Raw genomic sequence first — 26,804 nt, 5'->3', positions numbered from 1 at the left:
CTATGGGCCGCCGACCCTGCGATGGACTCCGCCGCCCCGTCCCCGCTCCAGCGCATCGACCAGGACCTCTTCGATGCCGTGGCCGCCGCCGCCGCCGACTCCCCCCGCCGGCGCCGCAACCACAACTTCCACGCCCCCACCGACCGGGTGCAGCGCTTCCTGAACGTGCTGCAGCCCGGCACCTACGTGCGGCCCCACCGCCACCGGCGCGCCCAGCCCGGCGACGGTTTCGAGTGCTTCCTCGTGCTGCAGGGGGCGGTGGGGCTGCTGCTGCTCGATGCCAAGGGGCGGGTGCTGCAGCGGGAGCGGATCAGCGCCGCCGGCCCCCTGCGCGGCATCGAGCTGGCCGAGGGGGTCATTCACACCCTGGTGGCCCTCTCGCCCGATGCCGTGATGATGGAGATCAAGCAGGGGCCCTACGAGCCCGCCGCCGACAAGGACTTCCTGGCCGGATTCCCCCTCGAGGGAAGTGAGGCCGCGGCGGCGCAGGAGGCGGCCTGGCGGGCCCTGTTCGGGACCGGGGACGACCACCCCTCCCCTGACCAGCCCCTCCCCTGAGTGCCCGGCCCCGGGCCAGGCGGTTCAGGCCAGATCGGCGCGGCGGCAGAAGCTGCAGTGGCCCCAGCGGGCCATCTCCCCGGCCGGCGCCGGCCGGCCGCAGGCGGGGCAGTCGGCCAGACCGTGCACGTCGCAGCGGCTCGGATGGACGGCCCACACCTCCGCCTCGCTGAGGCTGCCCGGCGTGGTGGGGGCACCTGGGTGGTGCTGCTGCACCCGCACGTCCCGCACGCTGAAGCCGGCGCCGCGCAGCGATCCGAGCAGTTGGTGGCGGTTGTACTGCAGGGCCTGCAGCCAGGGCCCCGGCGCAGCGCCCACCGTCAGCAGCCCCCCCTGCAGCTGCAGGGGACGGCAGTGGGGAGCCAGCTGGGGCCCGGCGATCCGCGGCCAGTCCCGCCACAGGGCGGCCAGATGGCCGTCGCGACGCCACTCCTGCTGGAGGTTGTCCAGGCAGCTGGCCAGGGCACTGGCCGGCGGCCGGGCGGGCGGCATCAGCAGGGCGACGTTGCCCACCTGCCGCGTCTGCACCGCCTCGACGCGCTGGCGACGGGAGCCGCTGCGGGAGCCACTGGGCTCGGACGCGCGGCGCTGGCGGGACCGGGAGGGCTCCATCAGTCCACGCTAAGGCCGTCCATCGGCCCGTGATCGAAACCGGTTCCCGGGTTGACGGGGCGGGCGGCTGGGCAAGGCTGGGGCCCGGAGAACCTCCATCCCCGGGGCAGCGCCATGGCCGGCTACTTCGACGATCCCAACCTGATCCGCCAGGTCCCGGTCCTGCGCGCCGCCTATTCCGACCGCACCGCCTGGCTGCTGGCGGAGATCGCCCGGCTGGTCTACGAGAAGCTGCCCGCCGAGATCAGGGTCGACGAGCTGGTGCTCCGCATCCTCGAATCGGCCCGCAGCCAGCGGGGGGAGGCGGTGGTGCGGGCCCTGGTGGCGGCCGCCATCGAGAACGGCCAGACGGTGGACGGGGTGGTGGTCTCGGCCCTGGAGACGGCCGGCTTCGAACTGCTCGAGGGCATCGCCGTGCAGGGCAGCGAAGCGATCCTCGTCCGTCTGAATCTCCCCTCCGGCCGGGGACCCGACGCCATGCTCGTGCTGGCCTTCCGGGGCACCCAGGTCACCAGCATCCACGACATCAGCGCCGATCTGCGGGCCCATCTGGTGGCGGCCCCCGGCGGCGGCCGGGCCCACGCCGGTTTCCTGGCCGCCTTCGACAAGGTGCGCGCCCCCCTGGAGGCCGCCCTGGCGCGCCATCCGGGCGTTCCCCTGTACATCACCGGCCATTCCCTCGGCGGCGCCCTGGCCCTGGTGGCCACCCGCTACCTCGGCTCCGACAGCACCGGTGCCACCTACACCTTCGGCTGCCCCCGGGCCGGCGACGACACCTTCTTCGCCCCGATCCGGACACCCATCTACCGGATCGTCAACGCCGCCGATGGGGTGACGCGCATCCCCTTCGGCTACAGCCTGGTGATCCTGCTGAGTCTGATCCGGCTGATTCCCGTCAACGGCACCTTCCAGATCGCCGAGTTCCTGCGGCGGAACTTCTTCGGCTACACCCATGCCGGCAGCGTCGTGTTCCTCTCCGATGCCGACAACATCCCCGATGGGCAGCAGATCCCCTTCCGGGATCTGAAGGTGGTGATGAGTCCGGAGGCGTTCTGGCGCTTCTGCGTCGTGGTGCGTCGCTTTCTCCTGACCAGGGGCAAGGCGGTGGTCGCCGACCATTCCATGGGCGATTACGCCCTCAAGCTGCAGGCCCACGCCCGGCGTCGCAACACCTGAGCGCCGCTCCGTCGGGTGTGGGTGCGGCAATCCGCTGAGGGGCGGGCAAGACCGGGCGGCAGGTTCTGGCTACTCTCGATTCCTGCACTGGCCCCGCCTCCATGGGTTTCTTCGATCGGCTGAGCCGTCTTCTGCGCGCCAACCTCAACGATCTGGTGAGCAAGGCGGAGGATCCGGCCAAGATCCTCGACCAGTCCGTCGCCGACATGCAGGCCGACCTGGTCAAGCTGCGCCAGGCCGTGGCCACCGCCATCGCCAGCCAGAAGCGGCTGCAGAACCAGGCCGAGCAGGCTGAGGCCCAGGCCCGCACCTGGTACGAGCGTGCCGAGCTGGCCCTGAAGAAGGGGGAGGAGGATCTGGCCCGGGAGTCCCTCTCCCGCCGCAAGACCTACCAGGACACCGCCACCGCCCTCAACGCCCAGCTCAGCGGCCAGGCCGGCCAGGTCGACACCCTCAAGCGCAGCCTCACCGCCCTGGAAGGCAAGATCGCCGAGGCCAAGACCAAGAAGGACATGCTCAAGGCCCGCGCCCAGGCGGCCCAGGCCCAGGAGCAGCTCCAGAACGCCGTCGGCAGCCTGAACACCAACAGTTCGATGGCCGCCTTCGACCAGATGGAGGAGAAGGTGCTCAACATGGAGGCCCGCAGCCAGGCCGCCGCCGAGCTGGCCGGTGCCGACCTGGAGAGCCAGTTCGCCGCCCTCGAGGGCAGCGACGTCGATGACGAGCTGGCGGCCCTCAAGACCCGCCTCGAAGGCGGCAAGACCCCCATCTCCCTTCCCATGGAGGGGGGGCCGGCCCCCCAGCTGGAGCCGGTGAAGGTGGCCGAGGTGAACGCCGAGCTCGAGGAACTGCGCCAGTCCATCGACAAGCTCTGAATTCATACAATCGGGCCACCGCTACCCCTAACGCCGTGCCCGCCGACGTCGACTCCCCCGTCCTTGACCTCACCGATGCCAACTTCCGGGCCTCGGTCCTGGAGGTCCCGGGCCCGGTCCTCGTTGACGTCTGGGCGCCCTGGTGCGGCCCCTGCCGCCTGATGGCCCCCCTGATGACCTGGGCCGCCACGGCCTATGCCGAGGCCCCAGGCGGAGCCCTCACCGTCGGCAAGCTGGAGGCCGACCCCAACCCCATCAGCCGCGACAGCCTCAAGGTGCAGGGTCTGCCCACCCTGGTCCTGTTCCGCGGCGGCCAGGAACTGGCCCGCCATGAAGGGGCCATGGCCCAGTCCCAGCTGAAGGCTTTCCTGGATGCCCATCTCTGAGCGCCTGTCGCGGCTCGGCAACGGGGTCTTCGCCCGCAACGACCAGCGCAAGGCCGCCTACAGCGCCCGGGCCGCCGCCGGCCACGGCCCGGACGGCACGCCCCTGCCGCCGCTGCTGGATCTCTCCCTCGGCTCCACCGACCTGCAGCCGCCGGCCGTGGCCCTCGAGGCCATCGCCGCCGGCCTGAACCGGCCCGAGAGCGCCTCCTACTGCCTCCATGCCGCCACCCTGCCCTTCCGGGAGGCGGTGGCGGCCTGGGCGCGGCGCCGTTTCGACGTGGCGGTGGATCCCGAGACGGAGGTGCTGCTGCTGGTGGGCTCCCAGGAGGGCACGGCCCATCTGCCGCTGGCGGTGCTCAACCCCGGCGATCGGGCCCTGCTGCTCGACCCCTACTACCCCTCCCACATGGGGGGCCTGCACCTGGCCAGCGCCGAACCGGTGCTGCTGCCCCTCGACGCCGACGCCGGCTGGCGGCCGGATTTCGACCGGCTCTCCCCCAGCCAGTGGCAGGACCTCTCGCTGATGGTGCTGGGGTTCCCCCACAACCCCACGGCCACCACCGGCACCCAGGCCTGGCTGGATGGGGCGGTGGAGCGGGCCCTGCGCCATGACGTGGTGCTCGCCCACGACAACCCCTACGTGGATCTGGCCCTGGAGGGGGAGGCCCCCGCCCTGCTGCGCCACCCCGACTGGCGCCGCTGCGGCATCGAGTTCTTCTCCTTCTCCAAGAGCTGGTGCCTCGGCGGCTACCGGCTCGCCTTCGCCATCGGCGCCGAGGAGCTGATTACCGCCCTGCGCCAGCTCAAGGGGGTGGTGGATTTCAACCAGTCCCTGGCGCTGCAGGCCGGCGCGATCGCCGCCTTGGAGCAGGCCCCCCACTGGCCCGAACAGCTGCGCGGCGTCTACCGCGAGCGCCGCGACCGCATGGCCGCCGCCCTCGAGGCCCAGGGCTGGCCGGTGCGCCTGCCGTCGATGGCCCTCTACCTGTGGCTGCAGATCCCCGAGATGGCCCGGGCCCGGGGTCTGGATTCGGAACGTTTCTGCGCCGCCCTGCTGGAGGGCACCGGTGTCTGCCTCACCCCCGGCAACGGCTTCGGCCCCGGCGGTGAGGGCTGGCAGCGGCTGGCCCTGGTGCATCCGGCCGACGAGCTGGAGGCCGGTGCGGCCCGCATCGGCGACTGGCTGCGGCGGTTTTGATCGGTGCGATCGGGGCCCTGCGGCGGCGGGCCCCCCTGGCGCCCAGGGAGGCCCTGCTGGAGCTGGCCCCCTGGCAGCTGCGGGGCCTGCCGGTGTGCGCCAGCACCGAAACGGAACTGGATCGCTGGCTGGCCCAGGATCCACGGCTGGACGGCGACGCGCCCCTGCCAGCCCCGCGGGCCGTGATCGCTCGCCGGCAGCGCTTCGGCCGCGGCCAGCAGGGCCGCCCCTGGTGCTCCCCGGCCGGGGGGGTCTGGCTGAGTGCGGCCCTGCCCTGGCCGGCGGCGGCGGCGACGGCCGCGGCCCCCGGCCTGGCGGTGGCGGTCGGGCTCTGCCTGCGGCTGGAGGCCCGGGGGCTGCCGGTGCGGCTCAAGTGGCCCAACGACCTGCTGCTGGCCGGCGGGGTCGTGGGGGGTGGCGAGGGTGGGGGCGGTCCCCGGAAGCTGGCGGGCCTGCTGCCGCGCCTGCGGCTGCGGGGGGGCACCTGCCGCTGGGCCCGGATGGGGGTGGGGCTCAACGTCGCCAACCGGGCGCCGGTCGGTGCCGTGGCCCTGGCGGAGCTGCTGGGATCCGGCCGCGCCGATCCCCTGCTCTGGTGCGGGGAGGTGCTGGCGGCCCTGGAGTGGGCCATGGCCTGGGCCGGGCGGCCCCAGGAGGTCTGCCGGCAGGCGGAGCGGCGCCTGCATCTGCCCGATGGCCCGATCCACCTCGACGGTGTCGACTGGCGGCCCGCCGGGCTGGCGACCGACGGCGGGCTGCGCCTGGTGGCCGGCAGCGTCGAGCGGGTGCTGCACCGCGGCTTCGGCGCCGGATGATCACCCCCCGTACACTGTCCTTCGGCAATCCCGGCGCCGGGTCGTCCCCCTGCACGCCCCACGGCGCCCCCTCCTGACATGGCTCCCCAGCCCCTCACCGTCCTGACGGCGCTCGGCGCCGGCGCCACGGCCTCCTGGCTGGCCATGCCGCTGGTGCTCGCCCAGGCCGTTCCCGTCCTCGAGCCGGCGGACCAGGCGACCCCGGCCCCGGCACCGACGCCGGTGCAGCGGCCCTCGGTGCGGATCGCCACGCCGGTGACCCGCCCCGAGTTCCAGACGCCGGTGCAGCCCCTGGCCCCCCCGCCCCCGGTCACCGGGGAAGCCCCCCCGGCCACCCTGCGGCCCGGAACGGCGGACCGCCGGCCGGAGCCGCCCCGCCGCTTCGATGCCTCCCTCGATGCCCTGGTGCGGGAGGGGGTCGTCACCCCCGCGGAGCGGGTGCGGGTGCGCGGCTCGCTGCTGTCGCCGCAGGAGGCCGCCACCCGCAGCCGGGCCTGCAGGGCCGGCGCCCTCTCGGCCCAGGAGTGCAGCACCGGGGTGATCATCATCGGCCGCGGCCGCAAGGATGGCCTCACTGATGGACTGGGCGAGGGGGATCTGGTGGCCGGGGGCCGTGGGGCCGGTTTCGGCGGCTTCGGCTTCGACGCCTCGCCCCTGCCGCCGATCACCGTGCCCGTCAGCGCCCTGCTCACCGGCGCCGGCGGCAGCTTCCGGCTCACCGACGTCTTCCGCGTCACCCCCCGGCCCGCCCCGATCATCGGCAACGGCAACCAGCGGCTGCTCTTCCCCCTGATCGGCTCGGCCGTCACCACCAGCGGCTTCGGCTATCGCCTGCATCCGGTTCTGGGCAGCTGGCTGATGCACGCCGGCCGTGATCTGGCGGCGCCAGAGGGCACGCCGGTGGTGGCCGCCCTCTCCGGACGCGTCGTCAGCAGCGGCCTGGCCGGCGGCTACGGCCTGGCGGTGGAGCTGGAGCACGACCGGCCCCGGCGCCGCACCCTCTACGGCCACCTCTCCGAGCTCTACGTCAAGGACGGGGAGATGGTGCGCCAGGGCGAGGTGATCGGCCGGGTCGGCAGCACGGGCCTGAGCACCGGGCCCCACCTGCATTTCGAGCTGCGCCTGCCCCAGGACGGCGGCTGGGTGGCCACCGATCCGGGCGATCTCGACCCGGGCGGCGGCCTGTTCGCCGGCCTGGGCGGCGCGGACGGCAGCGGTCCCACCGACGCGGTGGCCCTGCTGATGGGACAGCTGATCGCCACCCTCGAGCGTCCCCGCTCCCCCCTGCCCCTGCCCGGGGAGAAGCTGGGCGTGCCCCCCGCCGCCCGCCCGACGCCGGGCTGAGGGCGCCTCAGGCGCTGATGCGGCCGTCGCGGAAGTGCACCACCCGGTCGGCCCTGGCGCCGACCTCGGGTTCGTGGGTCACCAGCAGGATGGTGATCCCCTGGGCATTGAGATCGCCGAACAGGCTCAGCACCTCCTCGGTGGTGTGCGAGTCGAGGGCACCGGTGGGTTCGTCGGCCAGCAGCATGGCCGGATCGTTGATGATCGCCCGGGCCAGGGCCACCCGCTGCTGCTGGCCGCCGGAGAGCTGGTTGGGCTTGTTCTCCAGCCGGTGGGAGAGGCCCACCCGATCGAGGGCCGCCATGGCCCGCCGCCGCCGCTCCTCCTTCGGGACACGGGCATAGATCATCGGCAGCATCACGTTGTCGATCGCGCTCAGCTGGGGCAGCAGGTGAAACTGCTGGAACACGAAGCCCAGCTGCTGGTTGCGCAGGTCGGCCAGCTCGTCGTCGTCGAGGCTGTCCACATCGGTGCCGTTGAGCCGGTAGCTGCCGGAGCTGGGCCGGTCCAGGCAGCCGAGAATGTTCATCGCCGTGCTCTTGCCGGAGCCGCTGGCCCCCATCACGGCCAGGTAGTCGCCCTGCTGGACCGTCAGGGACAGGTCGTCGAGGGCGCGGACCTCCGTGTCGCCGCTGCCGTAGACCTTCGAGACGTGGACCAGTTCGGCCACCGGTGGGGGGAGGGACTCCATGGCCGCCAGGCTAGGGAAATCTGCCCCCGAATCAGCCCAGCGGGGCGATGGCGGCGGCGGCGATGGCCTGCTGCAGGATCGGGGTGCCGGCCACGGTGGAGCTGGCCCAGTCGAACAGGGGGCTGGAGAGCACCCCTCCCACGGCGGTGATCACCACACAGCCCACTAGGGCGGCCCGAAGCGGCTGCATGCCGGCCAGGTTCCAGGTGATGGCGGGATAGGCCTTGACCACATCGGAGGCCTCCTGGGGTTCCTTCACCACCATCATCTTGATCACCGAGATGTAGTAGTAGATGGACACCACCGAGGTGACCAGACCCACCACGACGAGCAGGTACTGGTGGTCGGCCCAGCCGGCGAAGAACAGATAAATTTTGCCGAAGAAGCCCAGCATCGGCGGGATGCCGCCGAGGGAGAGCAGGCACAGACTCAGGCCCAGGGTGATCAGGGGATCCTTCTGATAGAGGCCGGCGTAGTCGGCGATGCGGTCGCTGCCGGTGCGCAGCGAGAAGAGGATGATGCAGGCGAAGGCGCCCAGGTTCATGAACAGATAGGCCGCCATGTAGAGCACCATCGCCGAGAAGCCGTCCTCGGTGCCGCACACCAGGCCGATCATCACGAAGCCGGCCTGGCCGATGGAGCTGTAGGCCAGCATCCGCTTCATCGAGGTCTGGGCGAGGGCGACCACGTTGCCCAGCACCATGCTCAGCACCGCCAGCACGGTGAACAGGAACTTCCACTGGGCATCGAAGCTCTCGAAGCAGCCCACCAGCAGCCGCACCGCCAGGGCGAAGCCGGCCGCCTTCGAGCCCACCGAGAGGAAGGCGACGACGGGGGTGGGGGAACCCTCATAGACGTCGGGCGTCCACTGGTGGAAGGGCACGGCCGCGATCTTGAAGGCCACGGTGGCCAGCACGAACACCAGGGCCAGGGCGGTGATCGGCGAGGCGCTCGTCTGCAGGGCCAGGCCGATGGTGGCCAGGCTGGTGGCACCGCCGCTGAGGCCGTAGAGGAGCGAGGCGCCGTAGAGGAACACTGCGGCGGCGGCCGATCCCACCAGCAGATACTTCAGGGCCGCCTCGGAACTGCGGGCATCCCGCTTCATGTACCCCGCCAGGAGGTAACTGGCGACCGAGAGGGTCTCCAGGGAGATGAAGATGCTGACCAGGTCGGTGGAGCCGCACAGGAACATGGCCCCCAGGGTGGCGGCCAGCAGGATGGCGGCGTATTCCCCCATCGGTGTGCCGCTGCGCTCCACGTAGCGCCAGCTCAGCAGCAGGGAGATCAGGGTGGAGGCGGCCACCACCGCCCGGAAGGCGATGGCCAGGTTGTCGGCCAGGAAGGAGCCCAGGAAGGAAGGTTCCAGCGGGCTGTTCCACTGCAGGGCCAGCAGCACCAGGGAGGCGCCCAGGCCGCCGTAGCAGATGGGCGGCACCCAGCGGCTGGCGGCCTTCTCGCCGGCCAGGTCGACGACGAGGCACACCACCAGGGTGAGCAGCACGGCCGCCTCCGGAGCGATCGCTCCGGCGTTCAGCTGCAGCGCAAGGGCGCCGGTGCCCAGACCCGAGACGATGGCCTCGGCGGCGGAAGCGGCGGTGGTGGCGGAGTTCGCTGCTGCCAGAAACAGGTCGGCCACAGGGTTCGGGTAGGCGCGCGATGTGGCGGACTGTAGCCGCCATCTGGAGGGGCGGTCTGGTGCCCGGATACCCGCCGGGCCCGTCGATGCGATAAAGAAGGAAGCGGTATCGCGCCTTCCCGTGGCCCACACCCTGGTCATCGTCGAGAGCCCCACCAAGGCCCGCACCATCCGGGCGTTCCTGCCCAAGACCTTCCGTGTGGAGGCGTCGATGGGCCACGTGCGTGATCTTCCCAACAACGCCAGCGAGATTCCGGCCGCCCACAAGGGCGAGAAGTGGGCCAACCTCGGCGTCAACACCGCCAACGGCTTCGAACCCCTCTACGTGGTGCCGAAGGACAAGAAAAAGGTGGTGAAGGAGCTCAAGGACGCCCTCAAGGACGCCGACCAGCTGCTGCTGGCCACGGACGAGGACCGGGAAGGCGAGAGCATCAGCTGGCACCTGCTCCAGCTCCTGGGGCCGAAGGTGCCGGTGAAGCGGATGGTGTTCCACGAGATCACCAAGGAGGCGATCGGCCGCGCCCTCGACCAGACCCGCGACCTGGACATGGAGCTGGTCCATGCCCAGGAGACCCGGCGGATCCTTGATCGTCTGGTGGGCTACACCCTCTCGCCCCTGCTCTGGAAGAAGGTGGCCTGGGGCCTCTCCGCCGGCCGGGTGCAGTCGGTGGCGGTGCGGCTGCTGGTGCAGCGCGAGCGGGCCCGGCGGGCGTTCCGCAGCGGCAGTTACTGGGATCTCAAGGCCCGTCTGGAGCAGACGGCCTCGCCCTTCGAGGCCAAGCTCACCCACGTGGGGGCCGAGCGCATCGCCGGCGGCTCCGACTTCGACGAGACCACCGGCGGCCTCAAGCCCGGCAGCAAGGTGAAGCTGCTCAGCGAGGCCGAGGCCGCCGCGCTCAAGGCCGCCGTCGAAACCTCCCCCTGGCGGGTGGCGGCGGTGGAGGAGAAGCCCACGGTGCGCAAGCCCGTGCCCCCCTTCACCACCAGCACCCTGCAGCAGGAGGCCAACCGCAAGCTGCGGCTCTCGGCCCGCGACACCATGCGCACGGCCCAGGCCCTCTACGAGCGCGGCTTCATCACCTACATGCGCACCGACTCGGTGCATCTCTCCGACCAGGCCCTGACGGCGGCCCGCAACTGCGTCGGCGCCATGTACGGCAAGGAGTTCCTCAGCCCGGCGCCGCGCCAGTTCAGTACCAAGGCCCGCAACGCCCAGGAGGCCCACGAGGCGATCCGGCCCGCCGGCGAGAGCTTCCGCACCCCGAAGGACACCGGCCTCGACGGCCGCGACCTGGCGCTCTACGAGCTGATCTGGAAGCGCACCGTGGCCAGCCAGATGGCCGATGCCCGGCTCACCCTGCTGGCCGTCGACATCGAGGCGGCGGGCGCCACCTTCCGGGCCAGCGGCAAGCGCATCGACTTCGCCGGCTTCTTCCGTGCCTACGTGGAGGGCAGCGACGACCCCGATGCAGCCCTGGAGGGCCAGGAGGTGCTGCTGCCCTCGCTCGCCGTCGGTGACGCGCCCCTCTGCCGGGGCGTCGAGGCCCTCGGCCACCAGACCCAGCCCCCCGCCCGCTACAGCGAGGCGGCCCTGGTCAAGACCCTGGAGAAGGAGGGCATCGGCCGCCCCTCCACCTACGCCAGCATCATCGGCACCATCGTCGATCGGGGTTACGCCACCCTGCAGAACAACTCCCTGACCCCCAGCTTCACGGCCTTCGCCGTGACGGCCCTGCTGGAGGAGCACTTCCCCGACCTGGTGGACACGGCCTTCACCTCGAAGATGGAGCAGACCCTCGACGAGATCTCCACCGGAAAGGTGTCCTGGCTGCCCTACCTCGAGGGCTTCTACAAGGGGGAGAAGGGCCTGGAGACCCAGGTGCAGCAGCGGGAGGGTGACATCGACCCCGGCATCTCCCGCACCGTGGTGCTGGAGGGCCTGCCCTGCGTGGTGCGCATCGGCCGCTTCGGCGCCTACCTGGAGACCAAGCGGGTGGCGGACGACGGCAGCGAGGAGCTGCTCAAGGCCACCCTGCCCCAGGAGATCACCCCGGCCGATCTCGATGCCGAGAAGGCCGAGCTGCTGCTGCGCCAGAAGGCCGAAGGCCCCGAGTCCCTCGGCGAGGATCCCGAGACCGGCGAGCAGGTGTATCTGCTGTTCGGCCAGTACGGCCCCTATGTGCAGCGCGGCCAGGTGAGCGAGGAGGTGCCCAAGCCCAAGCGGGCCTCCCTGCCCAAGGGCGTCAAGCCCGAGGACCTCAGCCTCGAGGACGCCCTGGGGTTGCTGCGGCTGCCCCGCCACCTGGGCGAGCACCCCGACGGCGGCAAGGTGCAGGCCGGGCTGGGGCGCTTCGGTCCCTACGTGGTCCACGACAAGGGCAAGGGCGAGAAGGACTACCGCTCCCTCAAGGCCGAGGACGACGTGCTGGCCGTGGGGCTGAGCCGGGCCCTGGAGCTGCTGGCCATGCCCAAGAAGGGCCGCGGCGGCCGCACCGCGCTCAAGGATCTCGGCGTGCCCGAGGGCTCCGAGGAGGCCATCCAGCTCTTCGACGGTCCCTACGGCCTTTACGTCAAGCAGGGCAAGGTGAACGCCTCCCTGCCGGAGGGCACCACCGCCGACACCATCAGCCTGGAGCAGGCGGTGGAACTGCTGGCCGCCAAGGCCGCCAGCGGCAAGGGGGCATCCCGGGCCCGGGCCGGGACCAAGGCGGCCGCCAAGCCCGCCGCCAGGAAGAGCGCCGCCAAGACCGGAACCACCAAGACGGCAGCCGCCAAGGCCCCCTCCACCAGGAGCGCGGCCGCCAAGGCCACCGGCACCACCACCGCCGCAGCCAAGAAGCCCCCCGCCACCACCAAGTCCGGTCGCCTGCGGGCCAGCGCCGTGCGGGTGATCAAGCCCGCGGCCAGCTGATGGCCCCGCCCCGCCCCCCCCTTTCGCTGGCGGGACCCCTGCTGACCCTGCCCCTGCTGCTCTCCGCCTGCGGCGGCACCCCCTTCGGCGACGCCCTCTCCCGCAGTTTCTCGCGCGCCCCGGCGGCTCCCGCCGCCCCGGCACCCGTGAGCCGGACCACCGCGCCGGCCACACCGGCTCCCGCCCCGGCCGCCCCGAAGCCTGCGGCCGGCAAGGAACCTGCGGTGCCCGGAGCGACCACGCCGGCCGGCCAGGCGGCCGGTGCCCTCCCGGTGGCCCCCGCGGCCCCGGCCGTCCGGCCGGCCCCCTACCGCGTCACCATCCGGCTGCCCCAGGCGGATCCCTCGGCCCCCGCCGAGGTGGTCACCAAGGCCCTGCGGGCCGCCGGTGTGCCCTTCGAGGTGGAGACGATCGAGCGCATGCCCCCGGCGGGCTCCGGGGCCGCCGAGACCCCCGCGGGCGCCGCCAACGGCACCGCCCCCGCCACCTCCCGACCGGCGCCGGCGCCGCGCTGACCCGATGACCCCTCCCCTCCGGCGCCAGCTGAGCCACCGCCAGGCGCGCCAGCTGATGGACACCGCCTACCTGGCGGCCGCCACCGCCCTGCTCTGGGTGGCGCTCTATTACCTGCCGGTGGGCAGTCCCCTGTTCCGCCTCGCCCTGCCGTTGCCCCTGGCCCTGCTGCAGCTGCGCCATGGCTGGCGCTGCGCCGTGGAGGGCGTGGTGGTGACGACCCTGCTGCTGGTGGCCCTGATGGGGCCGATCCGCGGGCCCCTGGTGCTGTTCCCCTACGGCCTGCTCTCCCTCTGGCTGGGCTGGGGCTGGCGCCGCCGCAGCAGCTGGTGGCTCACCCTGGGGGTGGGGGGCCTGATCGGCGCCGCCGGCTTCCTGGTGCGGGTGGCCGTGCTCTCGGTGCTGGTGGGGGAAAACCTCTGGGTGGTGATCACCACCGCTGCGGCCAACCTGCTCGACCGCCTGGCAGGGGTGGTGGGTCTGGCGGGCGGCTTCGACCTCGACCAGGTGCAGGTCGCGGCCCTGCTGCTGGTGCTGCTCCAGAACCTGATCGTGGTGCTGGCCCTCCACGCCGTGGCCTACTGGATCTTCCCCCGGCTCGACCAGCCGATCAGCGAGCCACCGCCGGCCCTGCGCGGCCTGGTGGCCCTCGACCCCCTTTGAGCCTGCCGGGGCGGATCGCCGGCACCGCGGCTGCCGCCGAGGCCTGGGTCCGGCCCTGGCGCCAGGGGTGGCGTGACGCGGAGGTGCTGGTCCTGCTGGCGGGCACCGCCACGGCCGCCGTGCCCGGCATCTCCGCCGCCGGCGCCACCCCCGCCTCCCGCCGCCGCACGGCGGCGGCCGACGCCGAACTGCTGGTGCTGGGACCCGCCGGGGAGCGCCCCCATGCCCTGCCGCCCCTGCCCGCCGGGGTGTCCCCCGCCCTGATCAGCCACGTGGTGCTGCGGGAGCTGGGCCTGGTTTCCCTCGTGGTCGACCTGGGCTGCCCGGTGGCCCCGGCGGTGGCTCACCTGCGGCTGCCGGGGCCGGCGGGGGCCGGACCGGCCCGGTGCCTGAGCGGGGGCGCGGCCCTCGACCCGGGGCGGCTGGAGGCCCTGCTGGCCCTGGGCCGGCGCTGGGGCGAGCGCCTGGCGCCGGGGGGGCGCCCCCTGCTGCTGGCGGAATGCGTGCCCGGGGGCACCAGCACGGCCCTGGCGGTGCTGAGCGGGCTGGGGGTGGCGGCCGACGGGCTGGTGAGCGGCAGCCTGCGCCACCCCGACCATGGCCGCAAGGCGGCCCTGGTGGCCCGGGGGCTGGCGGCGGCCGGCCTGGAGGGCGGCGACGGCGGTGCCGCCCAGGTGGCCGCCGCCGTGGGGGATCCGATGCAGCCCCTGGCGGCCGCCATGGTGCTGGCGGCCGCCGCCGCCGGCCGGCCGGTGCTGCTGGCGGGCGGCAGCCAGATGGCGGCGGTGCTGGCCCTGGCCCTGGCCCTGGCGCCCCCCTCCCTGCGCCCGGCGGTCGCCGCCGCCGCGGCCGTGGGCACGACCGCCTGGGTGGCCCAGGAGGCCGGCAGCGACCTGGCCCTGCTGCTGCAGCGCATCGGCGAGCGATGGGGGGTGGAGCCCCTGGCCTTCGCGGCCGACCTGCGCTTCCCCGAGCCCTGCCACCCGGCCCTGGCCGCCTACGAGCGCGGCTATGTGAAGGAGGGCGTGGGGGCGGGGGGCCTGGCCCTGCTCTGGCAGCTCAGCGGCCGCTCCGCCCCGGCCCTCGCCCGCCTCTGCGACCAGGCCTGCGCCACCCTGCTGGGGCCGCCGCCGCCTACGGTCCGCTAGATGGGTGCCCCCTTCCCCCCACCGTCGACCCCAGGCCTCAGCCGCCGCACCCTGCTGCGTCTCGGCGCCGCCTCCGCCCTCACCCTGCTGGCCGGCTGCGACCGCCAGGAGACGCTGCTGCTGGCCAGCCGCGGCGACCTGCCCACCGCCTGGGCCCGGCGCCTGCCGAACCCCTGGCGCAGCCAGCTCCTGGAGGATCCCGCCCAGGTGCTGGCCCGGGCGTCCGCCGCCCGGACGGGCCTGCTGCAGCTCAGTGACGGCTGGGCCGCCGAACTCAGGCCCGCCGACCTGCAGCCCATCGGCACCCAGGCCCTGATCGAGCGGCTGACGCCGCTGGCGGCCCCGCTGGCCCGGCTCCATGGCCCCGCCGGCGCCGCTCCGGTGGCCTTCCCCTGGTCCTACGGCCCCTGGGTCCTGGTGCTGCGCAGCCGCCCCGACCTGGCCCGGCGCCGGGCCGAGGGCTGGGATCTGCTGCTCGACCCCAGCCTGGCCGGTCGGCTGGTGCTGCCCTCCTCCCCCCGGGTGACGATCGCCCTGGTCGGGGAGGACCCGGAGCGCCTGCGGCGGCTGCGGCGGGCCGCTCTGGCCTATGACGAGAGGGACGGGCTCAGCCTGCTGCTCACCGGTGAGGCCGAGGCCGCCGTGCTGCCCCGCCAGCGGGTGGTGGGCCTGCTGCGCCGGGATCCCCGGCTGCAGGTGCTGCTGCCCGAGAGCGGCTCCCCCCTCACCTGGAACCTGCTGCTGCGGCCGGCCGGCCCCCATCCGGAGCCCCCCCTAGAGTGGCTGGGGGAGGCCCTGGAGCCCCCCCTGCTGCCGGCCCTGCTGGCGGGGGGCTGGGTGCCCCCCCTGCCCAGGGACCAGCTGCAGCGGGCCCTGGCGGACTTCCCGGCGGCCGTCGCCGCCCTGCTGCTGCCCCCCCAGCCGGTGCTGGAGCGCTGCTTCAGCCTGGCCCCCCTCACCGCCGCCGAGCGGACCGCGTTGCAGCGGCTCTGGGATGGGGCTGCCCCGGTCCCCGCCGCCTGATCGATCTGAGCGGGCTCAGCCCCACAGGCGCCGTCGCGGGGCGGCCGCCAGCCGGCGGTGGGTGTCCGCCAGCAGGTCGGGGATCGGCAGCTGCAGCGGACAGCGGGGCAGGCAGTCGCCGCAGCGGCCGCAGGCGGAGGCATCCACCGCCTCCCACCAGTGGCCGGCCCGGCCGATCAGGTTGTAGCGCTCCGTGGCGAAGGGCTCCATGCCATGGCCCACCGCCAGGTTGCGCAGCCGCAGCAGGGCCGGAATCGGCACCGCGTTGGGGCAGGGCAGGCACTGGCGGCACTGGCCGCAGCGGTCGGCCCCGAGCCGCTCCCTGCCGGCCGCCTCCAGGCGGGCCAGGGCCGCCGCCAGCTCCCGCCCGTCGCTGGTGGCACCGGCGTCGGCCAGCCGCACCGCCCAGGCCAGATCCGCCGGCACGGCGGCCCCCAGGGTGAGGGTGCTGATCCCCTCGGCCAGCAGGAAGCGGTAGGCCAGCTCCAGCGGTGCAAAGGGGGCGCAGTCGGCGACCAGCGCAGCGGGCGGGTCATGGAGGCGGCCGCCCTTGTCGGCCGGGGAGATGGCCATCACGCCGATCCCCGCCGCCAGGGCGGCCCGGGCCAGGGGCAGCCGCTCCTGGTCGAACAGGTGCACATGCAGGCTGCAGAAACTGAAACGGCCGCTCGCCAGGGCCGCGTCGATCAGGCCGGTGTCGCCGTGGCTGCTGAAGCCCACCTGCCCCACCAGGCCCTCCCCGGTGGCCCAGGCCAGCAGCTCGGCCCCGGGCCCCGAGAGGGCCCAGGCCAGATGCTCCGGCCGGTTGAGGCCGTGCACCGCCAGGTTGTCGAGCCGTTCGACCCCCAGCCGCCGCAGGCAGGCCCGCAGCTGGGCCTGGCCGTCGTCCAGGTCCGCTCCCGGCAGCAGCTTGCTGGTCAGCACCAGGGCCGCGCGGCCGGCGGGATCCCGCTCCCCAAGCCGCGCGAGGGCCCGACCGAGAAACGCCTCGGCCGGGCCGTAGGCGGGGGCCGTCTCGATGTGGTTGAGGCCCGCCGCCACGGCCGCGTCCAGCACCGCCTCCATCACCACAGGGGAGTCGAGGGCCCGCATCGTGCCGAGGGTGAAGGCCGACACCGGCCGCCCCCGTCCGAAGGGCCGCCGTTCCGCCGCCGGCGGCGTCACCGGCGGCTCAGAGGCCAGGGGCGCCGGCCTCAGGGCCCTCCTCCGGGCCCGGATCGGCCTCGGCGACGGTGCGGCCGATGTGGCGGATCAGGTCGGCCGGGGTGGTGCGCTCCAGGAAGCGGCGGAAATCCTCCTGGTCTTCGGCATCGGCCTCCGCATCGACGGGAATCGAGGCGTCAGCGACGACCTCCTCGAGCATCCAGATGCCGCTGTCGGTGCGCAGGGCCAGGGCGATGGCATCGCTGGGGCGGGCGTCCAGTTCCAGCAACTGGTCGGTGCCGTTCTGGAGCTTGAGGACGGCCCGGAACGTGTTGTCCTCGATCGTGTGAATGATCACCCGCTCCAGCCGCAGGCCACCGGCCTCCAGCAGGCTGGCCATCAGGTCGTGGCTGAGGGGCCGGGGCGGCCGCTCCCGGTTGAGGCCCGAGAGGATGTTCTGGGCCTGGTCGATCCAGATCGGCACCTGCCGGCGGCCGGAAGGGTCCCGCAGCAGAACGATGGGGCTGCGGCTGGCCGCATCCAGGGCGATCCCGGCGACACGCATTTCAACCATGGTCGGGCCCGTCCCTCGTGCGTGTTGGTCCCCGTGAAACGATTATGGCCAGTGCCGCCGCCTCAGGGGATGTTCACCGGACTGGTGCAGGCCATCGGCAGGCTGGAGCGGAGTCCGGCCGGTGTGCGGGTGCGCACCGACCTCGGCCCCCTGGCCCTGGGGGACAGCGTCGCCGTCGACGGGGTCTGCCTCACGGTGGCCGAGCTCCTGGCCGATGGCTTCCGGGCCGACGTCAGCGAGGAGACCCTGGGCCGCAGCACCCTGGCGGAGCGGGCCGCCAGCGTTGGCCGGGTGAACCTGGAGCCGGCCCTGCGCCTGGCGGACCGGCTCGGGGGCCATCTGGTCAGCGGCCACGTCGATGGCCTCGGGGAGATCACCGCCATCGAGCGGCAGCCCGGCTCCTGGCGGCTGGAGGTGGCCTGGCAGGATCCGGCCTACGGGCGCTATGTGTGCGAGAAGGCGAGCGTGGCCCTCGACGGCATCAGCCTCACGGTGGCGGGCTGTGAGCCCGACGGCAGCCGCTTCTGGATCGCCGTGATTCCCACCACCTGGACCGGCACCACCCTGGCGGAGCGCCGCGTGGGGGACCCGGTCAATCTGGAGGCCGACCTGCTGGCCAAGTACACCGAGCGGCTGCTGCGACCTGCGGCGGCGCCGCCCCAGGCCACGCTTTCCTCCGCCTGGCTGGCGAAGCACGGCTGGGGCTAGGTGCGCCGCCGCGGCGGATGCTGCGACAGATCACGTCTCGTTGTCAGCGGCAGGCGCCACCGTCACGCTGGCCTCAGTCAGAGCGGTGCCGATGTTGACCCCCGATGCCCCCTCCTCCCGCCAGGCCATGGGGGCGGCCCTGCGCGCCTTCACCCTGGCCGAAGGGGTGATGCTGATCGTGCTGGGGGTGCTGGCCCTGGTCTTTCCCGTGCTGGCCTCCAAGTGGGTCACCGCCGTGGTGGCCATCGCCTTCCTGGTGGGGGGCCTGGTGGGCTGGATCAGCTCCCTGCTGCGCTCTCCGGGCCTGAGCCGGGCGATCACCTTCTGGCGCCTGGTGACCTCCACCCTGTTCCTGGTGCTGGGGGTCTGGATGATCCAGCAGATGGCGGCCGGTCCGGCGGCGGCGGCGATTCCGATGGCGGGCCTGGCCCTGGCCGTCGGCGTGGTGTTCCTGGTGGAGGGGCTGGTGGAGGTCCTGGTGGCGACCTCCCACCGTCACATCGCCGGCTGGCGCTGGGGACTGGTGAACGGCCTGGTGACCCTCGCCCTGGGGCTGCTGATCCTCACCATGAAGTTCTGGAGCCTGCTCTGGGTGGTGGGCACCCTGGTGGGCATCAGTTTCCTGTTCAGCGGCATCGATCTGCTGCGCTTCAGCGCCAGCTTCCATCCCGAGCAGGACTGAGGGCGCGGATCAGGAAGGGCCGTCGGTGCTGGCGCCGTCGAGGGGCAGCAGCCAGATCGAACCGGTCTCCTTGTGGATCTCGATCCGGAACTCCTGGCCCGGCTCCAGCCCCATGCGCCGGGTGTAGGCCTGGCCGATCAGCAGGTTGCCGTTGCCGTGGACCCGGGTGCGGAACTCGGCCTGGCGCCCCTTGCCCACCCCGGCCGAGCCGCCGCCGGCGCTCGACGGCACGGGGTAGCCCTTGGCGGCCACCAGGGCGCGATAGAAGTTCTTCCTGAGCACCCGTCCGCTCGGCCCCACGTAGCCGCAGGCACGGGCGATCTGCTCCTCCGGCCGGTTGCTGAGGGAACGGGCCCGCTCCAGCAGGGCCTGGCCCTCCAGCATCACGGTGCCGGCTGGACTGTCCTCGTTGGCTGGTCCTTTCTGGGCACCCATCAGCCGGTCAGACGGAGACATCTGAATGAATTGTGCCGATTGCTGTGCTGAACGGGCAACGGTCAGCGAATCAGAGCAGGTAAAGAATCCCGTAAAGCACCACCCAGATGCCGTCGACGAAGTGCCAGTAGAGCTCGGCGGCCTCGAGGCCGAACGGGTCGGCGCTGGTGACGCGGCCGCCGTTGCGGGTCTGCACCCAGACCAGCAGGATGCAGATCACCCCGAGGGTGACGTGCAGGCCGTGGAAGCCCGTCAGGGCATAGAACGTGCTGGCGAAGAGGTTGTCGGTGAGGCCGAAGGGCAGGGTGAAGTACTCCACCATCTGGCCGGCCAGAAACGCCGCCCCCAGGGCCGCGGTGAGCAGCAGCCAGTTGCGGCAGGGCCCCATCCGACCCAGCAGCAGATTGCGGCCGGAGCGGTGGAAGGTGTAGCTGCTGACCAGCAGCAGCATGGTGTTGATCGATGGCAGCAGCAGTTCCAGCTCGTAGGTGGAGCCTGCCGGCAGGGGATTCACCGCCCGGAAGGTGAGATAGGCGGCGAAGAAGCCGGCGAAGGTCATCCCGTCGGCCACCAGGAAGGTGGCCAGGCCGAAGAGCCTGAGATCGACATGGCCGCCGTGGTCCTCGGCGGCGGTCGCTTCGGCGGCGGTGGCGCTGCTGCTGGTGGCGAGGCTGGTCATGGCGGCCGGACGGCGGTGGGGGGTGAAGCGGGCGGGGGCAGTGGGTCAGCGGCGGCCGGCGCCACTCCAGAGGTCCCGGCCGGTGGCGGCCTGAACGCTCAGGGTGTCTTCGTCGACCCCGTAACCGTAGGGGTGCTGCACCAGCGGCGCCTCACCGACCCAGTTCTCAACCGGCGGCGGTGAGGAGGTGAGCCATTCCGGGGTGAGGGCGTTCCAGGGGTTGTCGCCGGCCACCTGACCGCGGAAGGCGCTGACGATCACGTTGTAGAGGAAGGGCAGGCTGCTGACGGCCATCAGCAGGGCCCCCACACTGCTGATCTGGTTGAGGGTGGTGAAGCTGGGGTCGTACTCCGCCACCCGGCGCGGCATGCCGTTGAGGCCGAGCCAGTGCTGGGGGGCGAAGCAGAGGTTGAAGCCGATGAAGGTGAGCAGGAAGTGCAGCCGGCCGAGATCCTCGTTGAGCATGCGGCCGGTGAACTTCGGATACCAGTGATAGACCGAGGCGAAGATCACGAACACCGTGCCGCCATAGACGATGTAGTGGAAGTGTCCCACCACGAAGTAGGTGTCGTGGACATGGATATCGAAGGGCACCTGGGCCAGGGCCACGCCGGTGATGCCCCCGAAGACGAAATTGACGATGAAGGCGCAGGAGAACAGCATGGCGCTGTTGAGGGCCAGCTTGCCGCCCCATAGGGTGGCCAGCCAGTTGAAGAACTTGATCCCCGTAGGCACCGCGATGAAGGAGGTGGCGATCGTGAAGAACAGCCGCATCCAGGGCGGGGTGCCGCTGGTGAACATGTGGTGGGCCCAGACCACCAGACCCAGCACCACGATGGCCAGGATCGAATACACCATGGTGGTGTAGCCGAACAGGGGCTTGCGGGCGTGGATGGGCAGGATCTCGCTCACCAGCCCGAAGGCCGGCAGCACCATGATGTAGACGGCCGGGTGGGAATAGAACCAGAAGAGGTGCTGGTAGACCACCACGTTGCCGCCCAGGGCCGGGTTGAAGAAGCCCGTGTGAGCGACGATGTCGAAGCTCAGCAGCAGCAGGGTGCCGGCCAGGACGGGGGTGGAGAGCACCACCAGGATGCTGGTGCCGAGCATCGCCCAGCAGTACATGGGCAGCTGCATCAGCTTCAGGCCGGGCCGGCGCAGCTTGAGCACGGTGGCGATGAAGTTGATGCCGCCGAAGATTGAGCTGCCCCCCAGAAGCAGCACGCTGACGATCCAGACGACCTGGCCCAGGGCCGGGGTGGTGATGCTCAGGGGTGGGTAGGCCGTCCAGCCGGACTGGGCCGCCCCGGTGATGAAGTAGCTGCCGATCAGCAGGATCCCGGCCGGCGGAATCATCCAGAAGGCCACGGCGTTGAGCCTGGGGAAGGCCATGTCCCTGGCGCCCACATAAAAGGGAATCAGGTAGTTGCCGAAGGCGCCGTTCACCACCGGCACGATCCACAGGAAGATCATCACGGTCCCGTGGAGGGTGAGAACTTCGTTGTAGGTTTCCCGGCTGACGAAATCCGAGATCGGGCTAGCCAGTTCGGCGCGGATCACGCCGGCCAGGGCCCCGCCGATGAAATAGAAGAGAAATCCGGTCACCAGGTACTGCAGCCCGATCACCTTGTGATCCAGGCTGAAACTGAAGTAGCGCAGCCAGCCCTGCGGCTGAAGGCTCTCCTGGAAGTCGTTGGGGGAGGCGACGGTCATCGGGCGGATGGGTGCGGGCGGAGTCGGAATCGGGGTCGGGACGTCAGGCGGTGGGGTTGCCCGCGGCGCTGGCCACCGTGGCGGCCACGGGACTGTTCTTCTGCAGCCAGGCGTCATAGGCATCCGGCTCGTGCACCACCACGGTGGAGCGCATGCCGCCGTGGTAGGGCCCGCAGAGCTCGGCGCAGATGATCGGGTAGCTGCCCGCCTTGGTGGGGGTGAAGGTGAGCACGGTGGGCTGGCCCGGGATCACGTCCTGCTTGAGCCGGAACTGGGGCACCCAGAAGGCGTGGATCACGTCGTTGGCCTTCATGCGCAGCTCCACCGGCCGGCCGTTGGGCACATGCAGCTCACCGCTGGTGATGTCCCCTTCCGGGTAGTGGAAGATGAAGGCGAACTGCATGGCCGTCACCTCCACCGGCAGGACATTGGCTTCGCCGGCCGCCGTGCCGATGCCGCCCCAGACCCGGGGGGCCTTCACAGGGGCCGTGGCCTCGAGGGCGGGGTCCGCCGTGGTGACGGACGCCTCCATGGTTTCCATCCCCGGCATCCGGTGCATGGCGGAGTGGTCGTTGAGGCTGCTCATGCCCCCCATGCGCTCGTAGATGTCGTAGCTGTAGATGCCGACGAAGAGCACCACGACCGCAGGAATGGCGGTCCAGACGATCTCGAGCAGCAGATTTCCCTCGATAGCCAGGCCATCGGTGTGGTCGCCGCTGCGGCGGCGGAAGCGCACCAGGCTGAACACCACCAGGCCGACGATGCCCAGGAACAGGATGGTGCCGATGCTGAACAGCACCCGGAACAGGGAGTCGTAGACAGGCGCGTTGGCGCTGGCGTCGAGGGGCAGGAGGTTGACGTTGTACCCCACCCAGAGGCCGGACAGGACAAGCGCCATGCCCACCAGCAGGGTGACCAGGGAGGAGGGAATCGGCACGGGAACGGCGGCGGGACGGCTGACGGGAGGGTGGAGAGCCCCTGAGGCCAACAGCTTATGGACGGCCGTTCGCGCGCCGCGCGTTCGTTGTAACCAGCGAAGCAATTTCGGAGAAATTTCACATTCACTTCGGGCGATGTGCTGATTCGCACATCTTTCAAGGCCTGCATACTTCCTGGCCCGTCAAGGCGCCCGCCTGGGCCCCCGCTGCCCGGCGGCGTCCTGCCGCCCGGGGCCCGCTGCCGCGGCGGAAGGTCACTGCGAGCATGAAGCTCACCCATGCCCGGCTGTGGTGCGATCGGTCGCCGGGATCCCGGGGTTCCGAGGCTCCCCACACCCCGAGCTGCACCTGAGCGGAGCTGCGATGCCCTTCACCCACGAGCAGATCCAGAGACTCCGCCACCGCCATCGCGGCTACATCCTCACCCTCGCCACCGAGGTCCTGCTGATCCTGGCGCTGCCGTTCAGTCAGTCACACGCCTGGCTGCTCTCCCTGCTGCTGATCGGCCTGGCGGTGGTGCTGATCACCACCGTGACGCGCTACTCCCCCCTGGTCAGCACCCGGCCCCTGCTGTACGGGCTCGGTGGCCTGGCGCTCGCCCTGGAGGTGCTGTGGCATCTGGCCCTGGCCTTTGATCCACCCCTGGGGCGCCTCGTCACGGTGCCCCATGTGATCGCCTGGCTGCTGTTCTTTCTGGTGGCGCTGATGCGCAAGGTGAAGACCCTGGTGCGCGAGCCCTTCGTGACGCTGGCCGTGGTGATGGGTGCCACCTCCGGCTATCTCCTGGTCGGGATCGCCGGCGGGGTGATGCTGGTGGCCCTGTGGGTTCTGCACCCCGGCGCCTACGACCTCTCCGCCCTGCCGGTGCTTCAGGATCGCCACGCCGATGCCGTGGCCATGGCGCCGGCGCTGATGGCCGCCTCGTTCATGATCCTGACCAGCGTGGGCTCGGTGGTGCTGCGCAGCAGCGACGTGACCGGCCAGGTGATCACGGTGGTGATCACCATTTCCGGCCAGCTGTACATCGCCATCCTGATTGCCCTGATCCTCGGTCGCTTCCACACCAGGCCCGCCAGAGCCAGGGCCTTGCCGTTGTCCCGTCCCCATCGGGAGGGCCACCAGCCCTCGCACCGCTGACCCCGGACGGCCAGAGGCCCCACGTTCCCTGTCGGCCGGTGCCTGTGCCTGCCCTTCCATCCCCAGGGTGATCGCCACCGCTGAGGGGGCGAAGGGCCCTGCGCGCGCCTCAGTTTCGTTGTAGCCAGAGCGGCAATTTCGGAGAAATTTCACATTCACTTCGGGCGATGTGCTGATTCGCACATCTTTCAATGCCCGCTAACTTGGGCACCCGGAAGAGCAATCGTTCATGGCCGTGGCGCCGTCCGCGCAACCCCTGCCCCTGCCCCGGTCCGCCACCGGGGCGGGCTGGCCCGTGCGCCTGGTGCCCCTGCTCACCGCCCACCTCGTCGTCGCCCTGGTGGCCCTGGTGGCCATCGGTGGCGCCACCCGGGTGATGCAGGCCGGTCTGGCCTGTCCCGACTGGCCCCTCTGCTACGGGGTGCTCTGGCCGGGCCGCCAGTGGAACCTGCAGGTGTTCCTGGAGTGGTTCCACCGCCTCGACGCCTTCCTGGTGGGTGTGGCCCTGCTGCTCCTGTTCGCCCTCAGCCTGCGGTTCCGCGCCCGCTTCCCAGCCTGGCTGCCCTGGGGTGCCGGCCTGGCCCTGGCCCTTGTGGCTGTCCAGGGCGGCCTGGGGGCCCTCACAGTGCTCAGCCAGCTGGCCGCCCCCACCGTCACCCTGCACCTGGCTGCGGCCCTGAGCCTGGTGCTCCTGCTGAGCGCCATGCACCAGGGGCTGGAGCGCCGCGGCGACGTCGCGGCCGTCGATCTGCCGCGCTGGTGGTCCCCCCTCCCCGTCCTGGCCGCCCTGCTCGTCGGCGGCCAGTGCCTGCTGGGCGCGGCCATGGCCAGCCGCTGGGCCGCCCCGCTCTGCCTTGAGGCCGGGGAGGGCTGCCACTGGCTGCTGCTGCACCGGCAGGGGGCCTATCCAGCGGCGGTGACGGTGCTGCTGCTGGCGGCCGCCTCCGTGGCCCTCCCGGCCGGCAACGGCCGGTGCAGGGGGCTGGCCTTCGCCGCCGCTGGCCTGGTGGTGGTCCAGGTGGTGCTCGGGGTGCTCACCCTGCGGCTCCAGCTGGCCGTCCCGGCCGTCACCATCGCCCACCAGCTCACCGCCGCCCTGCTGGTGGGGGTGCTCGGTGGGCTCTGGGGACTCGCGTTCCCCTCCCCGTCCGTTCCTGACCGTCTTGAGGTGGCCCATGGTTAGTGTCAGCGCCGTGGCGGCCATCGCCGCTCCCTCCGCGCCGGCGGCGATCCGGCCTTCGGTGAAGCTCCCGGCCTGGCTGGAGGTGGCCAAGCCCCGGCTGATCCCCCTGCTGCTCGCCACCACCGTGGGCGGCATGGCTCTCACCGCCGCCTGGCCGCTCGATCCGGTGCGCCTGCTCTGCACCCTGGTCGGCGGTTCGATGGCCTCGGCCGCCGCCGGGGTCCTCAACTGCCTCTGGGAGCAGGAACTCGACGGCCGCATGCAGCGCACCAGCCGCCGTGCCCTGCCCTCGGGCCGACTGGCCCAGCGCCAGGCTTTCGGCCTCGCGGTCGCTCTCACCATCGCCTCGGTGCTGGTGCTGGTCCTGGGGGTCAACGCCCTGGCCGCGTCCCTGGCCCTGCTGGGCCTCTGCAGCTACGTGCTGCTCTACACGGCCCTGCTCAAGCCCCGCACCACCCAGAACATCGTCATCGGTGGCATGGCCGGGGCGATTCCGCCCCTGGTGGGCGCGGCGGCCGCCACCGGCCACCTGGGCTGGAGCAGCTGGTGGCTGTTCAGCCTGGTGATGGTCTGGACCCCGGCCCATTTCTGGGCCCTGGCCCTCCTCCTGCACGAGGACTACCGCTCCGTCGGCATTCCGATGCTGCCGGTGGTGAAGGGTCTGACGGTCACGGCCCGGGCCATCGGCCGCTACAGCTGGGCCACGGTGGCCCTGAGCCTGGCGGGGGTGGCCGCCCTCCCCAGCGGCGGCTGGCTCTACGGCCTGCTGGTGCTCCCCTTCAATGCCCGGCTGCTGCAGCTCAGCGCCAGCCTGGGGGAGGACCCCGGCGATCCGCGCCGGGCCCGCAGCCTGTTCCGCTGGTCGATCTTCTACCTCTTCGGCATCTGTTTGCTGCTGGTGCTGGCGCGCACGCCCCTGGCCAGCGCCGTCCACCCGGCCGCCCTGCTGGCCGCCGCCCTCCATCTGGCCCCGGCTGCGGCTGCCTAGATTGGCCTGGCTTCCAGCCCTTCGCGATTGATCCCGGCTTGATCGAGCTCGAGCACCTCAGCAAGCGTTTCGGTGGACGCAAGGTCGCGCCGGTGCAGGCCCTCGACGACCTCTCCCTCAGCGTGCCGGCGGGTTCCCTCTACGGTCTGCTCGGGCCGAACGGCGCCGGCAAGACCACGGCCCTGCGCATCCTCTGCACCCTCCTGGCCCCCGATGCCGGCCAGGTCCGGGTGGCTGGCGTCGATGCCCTGGCCGAGCCCCGGGCCGTCCGGCGCCTGCTCGGCTATGTGGCCCAGGAGGTGGCGATCGACAAGATCCTCACCGGTAGGGAGCTGCTCCACCTCCAGGCCGCCCTGCACCACATGGGGGCCGCCGACCGTCTGGAGCGCACCGCCGAACTGATCGAACTGCTCGCCATGGGCGACTGGATCGACCGCCGCTGCGGCAGCTATTCCGGCGGCATGCGCCGGCGCCTCGACCTGGCCGCCGGCCTGCTGCACCGCCCCAGGGTGCTGGTGCTCGATGAACCCACCGTCGGCCTCGACATCGAGAGCCGCGCCACCATCTGGCAGGTGCTGCGTCAGCTGAGGGACCAGGGCACCACGGTGCTGCTCAGCAGCCACTACCTCGAGGAGGTGGATGCCCTGGCCGACCGCCTGGCCATCATCGACGGCGGCAGGGTGATCGCCGAAGGCACCCCCGCCGCCCTCAAGGGCGCCCTCGGCGGCGACCGGGTGACGCTGCGGGTGCGGGAGTTCAGTGACGAACAGGAGGCGAGCCGGGTGCGCGACCTGCTCCAGGCCTGCCGCGGTGTCCGCCAGGTGGTGGTCAACCGGGCCCAGGGCTATTCCCTCAACCTGGTGGTGGAGGACAGCGGCGTGGTGGAGACCCTGCGGCAGCAGCTGGCCGAGGCCCAGCTGCCGGTGTTCGCCCTGGCCCAGAGCCGCCCCAGCCTGGATGACGTCTACCTTCAGGCCACCGGCCGCACCCTGAGCGATGCGGAACTCTCCGTGGCCGGTCGCCGCGACCTCAAGGAGGAACGCAAGCAGTCGATGCGATGACCCGCACCCCCCCA

Annotated in this window: 27 protein-coding genes; 18 read left to right on the top strand and 9 right to left on the bottom strand. The window is 72.2% G+C overall.

What is annotated here, in order from left to right:
- The first annotated feature begins 21 nt into the window (after positions 1-21).
- Positions 22-558: a WbuC family cupin fold metalloprotein gene (locus H6G99_RS06630; protein ID WP_190610645.1), complete on the top strand. Its 537-nt coding sequence runs from the start codon at positions 22-24 to the stop codon at positions 556-558.
- 24 nt (positions 559-582) lie between these two features.
- On the opposite strand, the gene H6G99_RS06625 is transcribed toward H6G99_RS06630, so the two are convergent.
- Positions 583-1,170, bottom strand: a complete 588-nt coding sequence (locus H6G99_RS06625; protein WP_094587303.1) for a DciA family protein — start codon at positions 1,168-1,170, stop codon at positions 583-585.
- 114 nt (positions 1,171-1,284) lie between these two features.
- Between H6G99_RS06625 and H6G99_RS06620 the strand changes: the two genes are divergently transcribed.
- The 6 genes from H6G99_RS06620 to H6G99_RS06595 all read left to right on the top strand — a co-directional run bounded on the left by H6G99_RS06620 (position 1,285) and on the right by H6G99_RS06595 (position 6,964).
- The gene (locus tag H6G99_RS06620) at positions 1,285-2,346 is read left to right on the top strand and encodes a lipase family protein (RefSeq protein WP_190610643.1); all 1,062 of its coding nucleotides are present in this window, start codon (positions 1,285-1,287) and stop codon (positions 2,344-2,346) included.
- Between the two features lie 101 nt (positions 2,347-2,447).
- Entirely contained in the window at positions 2,448-3,221 is a 774-nt protein-coding gene (locus H6G99_RS06615; protein ID WP_094587305.1) for a PspA/IM30 family protein, read from the top strand.
- Between the two features lie 35 nt (positions 3,222-3,256).
- Complete coding sequence (locus H6G99_RS06610) at positions 3,257-3,607, top strand: thioredoxin family protein (protein ID WP_190610642.1); 351 nt, start codon at positions 3,257-3,259, stop codon at positions 3,605-3,607.
- Positions 3,594-4,805 carry an aminotransferase class I/II-fold pyridoxal phosphate-dependent enzyme gene (locus tag H6G99_RS06605; protein WP_190610640.1) on the top strand — a complete coding sequence of 404 codons (1,212 nt, stop codon included), beginning with the start codon at positions 3,594-3,596 and terminating at the stop codon, positions 4,803-4,805. The genes H6G99_RS06610 and H6G99_RS06605 overlap by 14 nt, the downstream gene beginning before the upstream one ends.
- Positions 4,802-5,620, top strand: coding sequence for a biotin--[acetyl-CoA-carboxylase] ligase (locus tag H6G99_RS06600; RefSeq protein ID WP_190610638.1), 819 nt, complete (start codon positions 4,802-4,804; stop codon positions 5,618-5,620). Before H6G99_RS06605 ends, H6G99_RS06600 begins: the two co-directional genes overlap by 4 nt.
- A 78-nt stretch (positions 5,621-5,698) precedes the next feature.
- Positions 5,699-6,964: a M23 family metallopeptidase gene (locus H6G99_RS06595; protein ID WP_190610637.1), complete on the top strand. Its 1,266-nt coding sequence runs from the start codon at positions 5,699-5,701 to the stop codon at positions 6,962-6,964.
- Positions 6,965-6,971: 7 nt separating this feature from the next.
- Here H6G99_RS06595 and H6G99_RS06590 read toward each other — a convergent pair whose 3' ends face one another.
- Together H6G99_RS06590 and H6G99_RS06585 are read right to left on the bottom strand one after the other, a co-directional pair.
- Complete coding sequence (locus H6G99_RS06590; protein ID WP_190610636.1) at positions 6,972-7,655, bottom strand: ABC transporter ATP-binding protein; 684 nt, start codon at positions 7,653-7,655, stop codon at positions 6,972-6,974.
- 31 nt (positions 7,656-7,686) lie between these two features.
- Positions 7,687-9,228, bottom strand: a complete 1,542-nt coding sequence (locus H6G99_RS06585; protein WP_190610825.1) for an NAD(P)H-quinone oxidoreductase subunit N — start codon at positions 9,226-9,228, stop codon at positions 7,687-7,689.
- A gap of 184 nt (positions 9,229-9,412) precedes the next feature.
- Between H6G99_RS06585 and topA the strand changes: the two genes are divergently transcribed.
- The 5 genes from topA to H6G99_RS06560 are packed head-to-tail and all read left to right on the top strand — an operon-like array spanning position 9,413 to position 15,549.
- Entirely contained in the window at positions 9,413-12,202 is a 2,790-nt protein-coding gene (gene topA / locus H6G99_RS06580) for a type I DNA topoisomerase (protein ID WP_190610634.1), read from the top strand.
- Positions 12,202-12,717 carry a hypothetical protein gene (locus tag H6G99_RS06575; RefSeq protein WP_190610632.1) on the top strand — a complete coding sequence of 172 codons (516 nt, stop codon included), beginning with the start codon at positions 12,202-12,204 and terminating at the stop codon, positions 12,715-12,717. Before topA ends, H6G99_RS06575 begins: the two co-directional genes overlap by 1 nt.
- Positions 12,718-12,721: 4 nt before the next feature.
- Positions 12,722-13,378 carry a DUF2232 domain-containing protein gene (locus H6G99_RS06570; RefSeq protein ID WP_106220404.1) on the top strand — a complete coding sequence of 219 codons (657 nt, stop codon included), beginning with the start codon at positions 12,722-12,724 and terminating at the stop codon, positions 13,376-13,378.
- Positions 13,375-14,526, top strand: coding sequence for a nicotinate-nucleotide--dimethylbenzimidazole phosphoribosyltransferase family protein (locus tag H6G99_RS06565; protein WP_190610630.1), 1,152 nt, complete (start codon positions 13,375-13,377; stop codon positions 14,524-14,526). The genes H6G99_RS06570 and H6G99_RS06565 overlap by 4 nt, the downstream gene beginning before the upstream one ends.
- Positions 14,527-15,549, top strand: coding sequence for a type 2 periplasmic-binding domain-containing protein (locus H6G99_RS06560; protein ID WP_190610629.1), 1,023 nt, complete (start codon positions 14,527-14,529; stop codon positions 15,547-15,549).
- 15 nt (positions 15,550-15,564) lie between these two features.
- Here the strand turns inward: H6G99_RS06560 and H6G99_RS06555 are convergent, their stop codons facing one another.
- Positions 15,565-16,641, bottom strand: a complete 1,077-nt coding sequence (locus tag H6G99_RS06555) for an aldo/keto reductase (RefSeq protein WP_286191054.1) — start codon at positions 16,639-16,641, stop codon at positions 15,565-15,567.
- A 79-nt stretch (positions 16,642-16,720) separates the two neighbouring features.
- The gene (locus H6G99_RS06550) at positions 16,721-17,266 is read right to left on the bottom strand and encodes a bifunctional nuclease family protein (RefSeq protein WP_190610626.1); all 546 of its coding nucleotides are present in this window, start codon (positions 17,264-17,266) and stop codon (positions 16,721-16,723) included.
- A 69-nt stretch (positions 17,267-17,335) separates the two neighbouring features.
- Between H6G99_RS06550 and H6G99_RS06545 the strand changes: the two genes are divergently transcribed.
- Together H6G99_RS06545 and H6G99_RS06540 are read left to right on the top strand one after the other, a co-directional pair.
- Positions 17,336-17,974 carry a riboflavin synthase gene (locus H6G99_RS06545; protein WP_190610624.1) on the top strand — a complete coding sequence of 213 codons (639 nt, stop codon included), beginning with the start codon at positions 17,336-17,338 and terminating at the stop codon, positions 17,972-17,974.
- A gap of 91 nt (positions 17,975-18,065) precedes the next feature.
- Entirely contained in the window at positions 18,066-18,656 is a 591-nt protein-coding gene (locus H6G99_RS06540; protein WP_286191039.1) for an HdeD family acid-resistance protein, read from the top strand.
- A gap of 9 nt (positions 18,657-18,665) precedes the next feature.
- Here H6G99_RS06540 and H6G99_RS06535 read toward each other — a convergent pair whose 3' ends face one another.
- From H6G99_RS06535 to H6G99_RS06520, 4 genes are all read right to left on the bottom strand, one after another.
- On the bottom strand, positions 18,666-19,040 hold the full coding sequence (locus H6G99_RS06535; protein ID WP_094584905.1) for an AbrB family transcriptional regulator: 375 nt from the start codon (positions 19,038-19,040) through the stop codon (positions 18,666-18,668).
- A 121-nt stretch (positions 19,041-19,161) separates the two neighbouring features.
- Positions 19,162-19,770, bottom strand: a complete 609-nt coding sequence (locus H6G99_RS06530; protein WP_190610623.1) for a cytochrome c oxidase subunit 3 — start codon at positions 19,768-19,770, stop codon at positions 19,162-19,164.
- Positions 19,771-19,815: 45 nt separating this feature from the next.
- On the bottom strand, positions 19,816-21,483 hold the full coding sequence (gene ctaD, locus H6G99_RS06525) for a cytochrome c oxidase subunit I (protein ID WP_094584885.1): 1,668 nt from the start codon (positions 21,481-21,483) through the stop codon (positions 19,816-19,818).
- A gap of 43 nt (positions 21,484-21,526) precedes the next feature.
- Complete coding sequence (locus tag H6G99_RS06520) at positions 21,527-22,420, bottom strand: cytochrome c oxidase subunit II (protein ID WP_190610621.1); 894 nt, start codon at positions 22,418-22,420, stop codon at positions 21,527-21,529.
- Positions 22,421-22,784: 364 nt separating this feature from the next.
- Between H6G99_RS06520 and H6G99_RS06515 the strand changes: the two genes are divergently transcribed.
- From H6G99_RS06515 to H6G99_RS06500, 4 genes are all read left to right on the top strand, one after another.
- Positions 22,785-23,558 carry a hypothetical protein gene (locus H6G99_RS06515; RefSeq protein ID WP_190610619.1) on the top strand — a complete coding sequence of 258 codons (774 nt, stop codon included), beginning with the start codon at positions 22,785-22,787 and terminating at the stop codon, positions 23,556-23,558.
- A 229-nt stretch (positions 23,559-23,787) separates the two neighbouring features.
- A complete protein-coding gene (locus H6G99_RS06510; protein WP_190610618.1) occupies positions 23,788-24,741 on the top strand; it encodes a COX15/CtaA family protein in 954 nt (317 codons plus the stop codon).
- Positions 24,734-25,729: a heme o synthase gene (locus tag H6G99_RS06505; protein WP_094584881.1), complete on the top strand. Its 996-nt coding sequence runs from the start codon at positions 24,734-24,736 to the stop codon at positions 25,727-25,729. Before H6G99_RS06510 ends, H6G99_RS06505 begins: the two co-directional genes overlap by 8 nt.
- Positions 25,730-25,767: 38 nt before the next feature.
- Positions 25,768-26,790 carry an ABC transporter ATP-binding protein gene (locus H6G99_RS06500; protein WP_190610616.1) on the top strand — a complete coding sequence of 341 codons (1,023 nt, stop codon included), beginning with the start codon at positions 25,768-25,770 and terminating at the stop codon, positions 26,788-26,790.
- Positions 26,791-26,804: the final 14 nt, after the last annotated feature.

It is taken from the genome of Synechococcus sp. FACHB-909 (genome assembly GCF_014698945.1).
Taxonomy (GTDB): Bacteria; Cyanobacteriota; Cyanobacteriia; order PCC-6307; family Cyanobiaceae; genus Cyanobium.
Note: the sequence above shows the minus strand (reverse complement) of the source record. Positions and strands in the feature narration are given on the sequence as shown.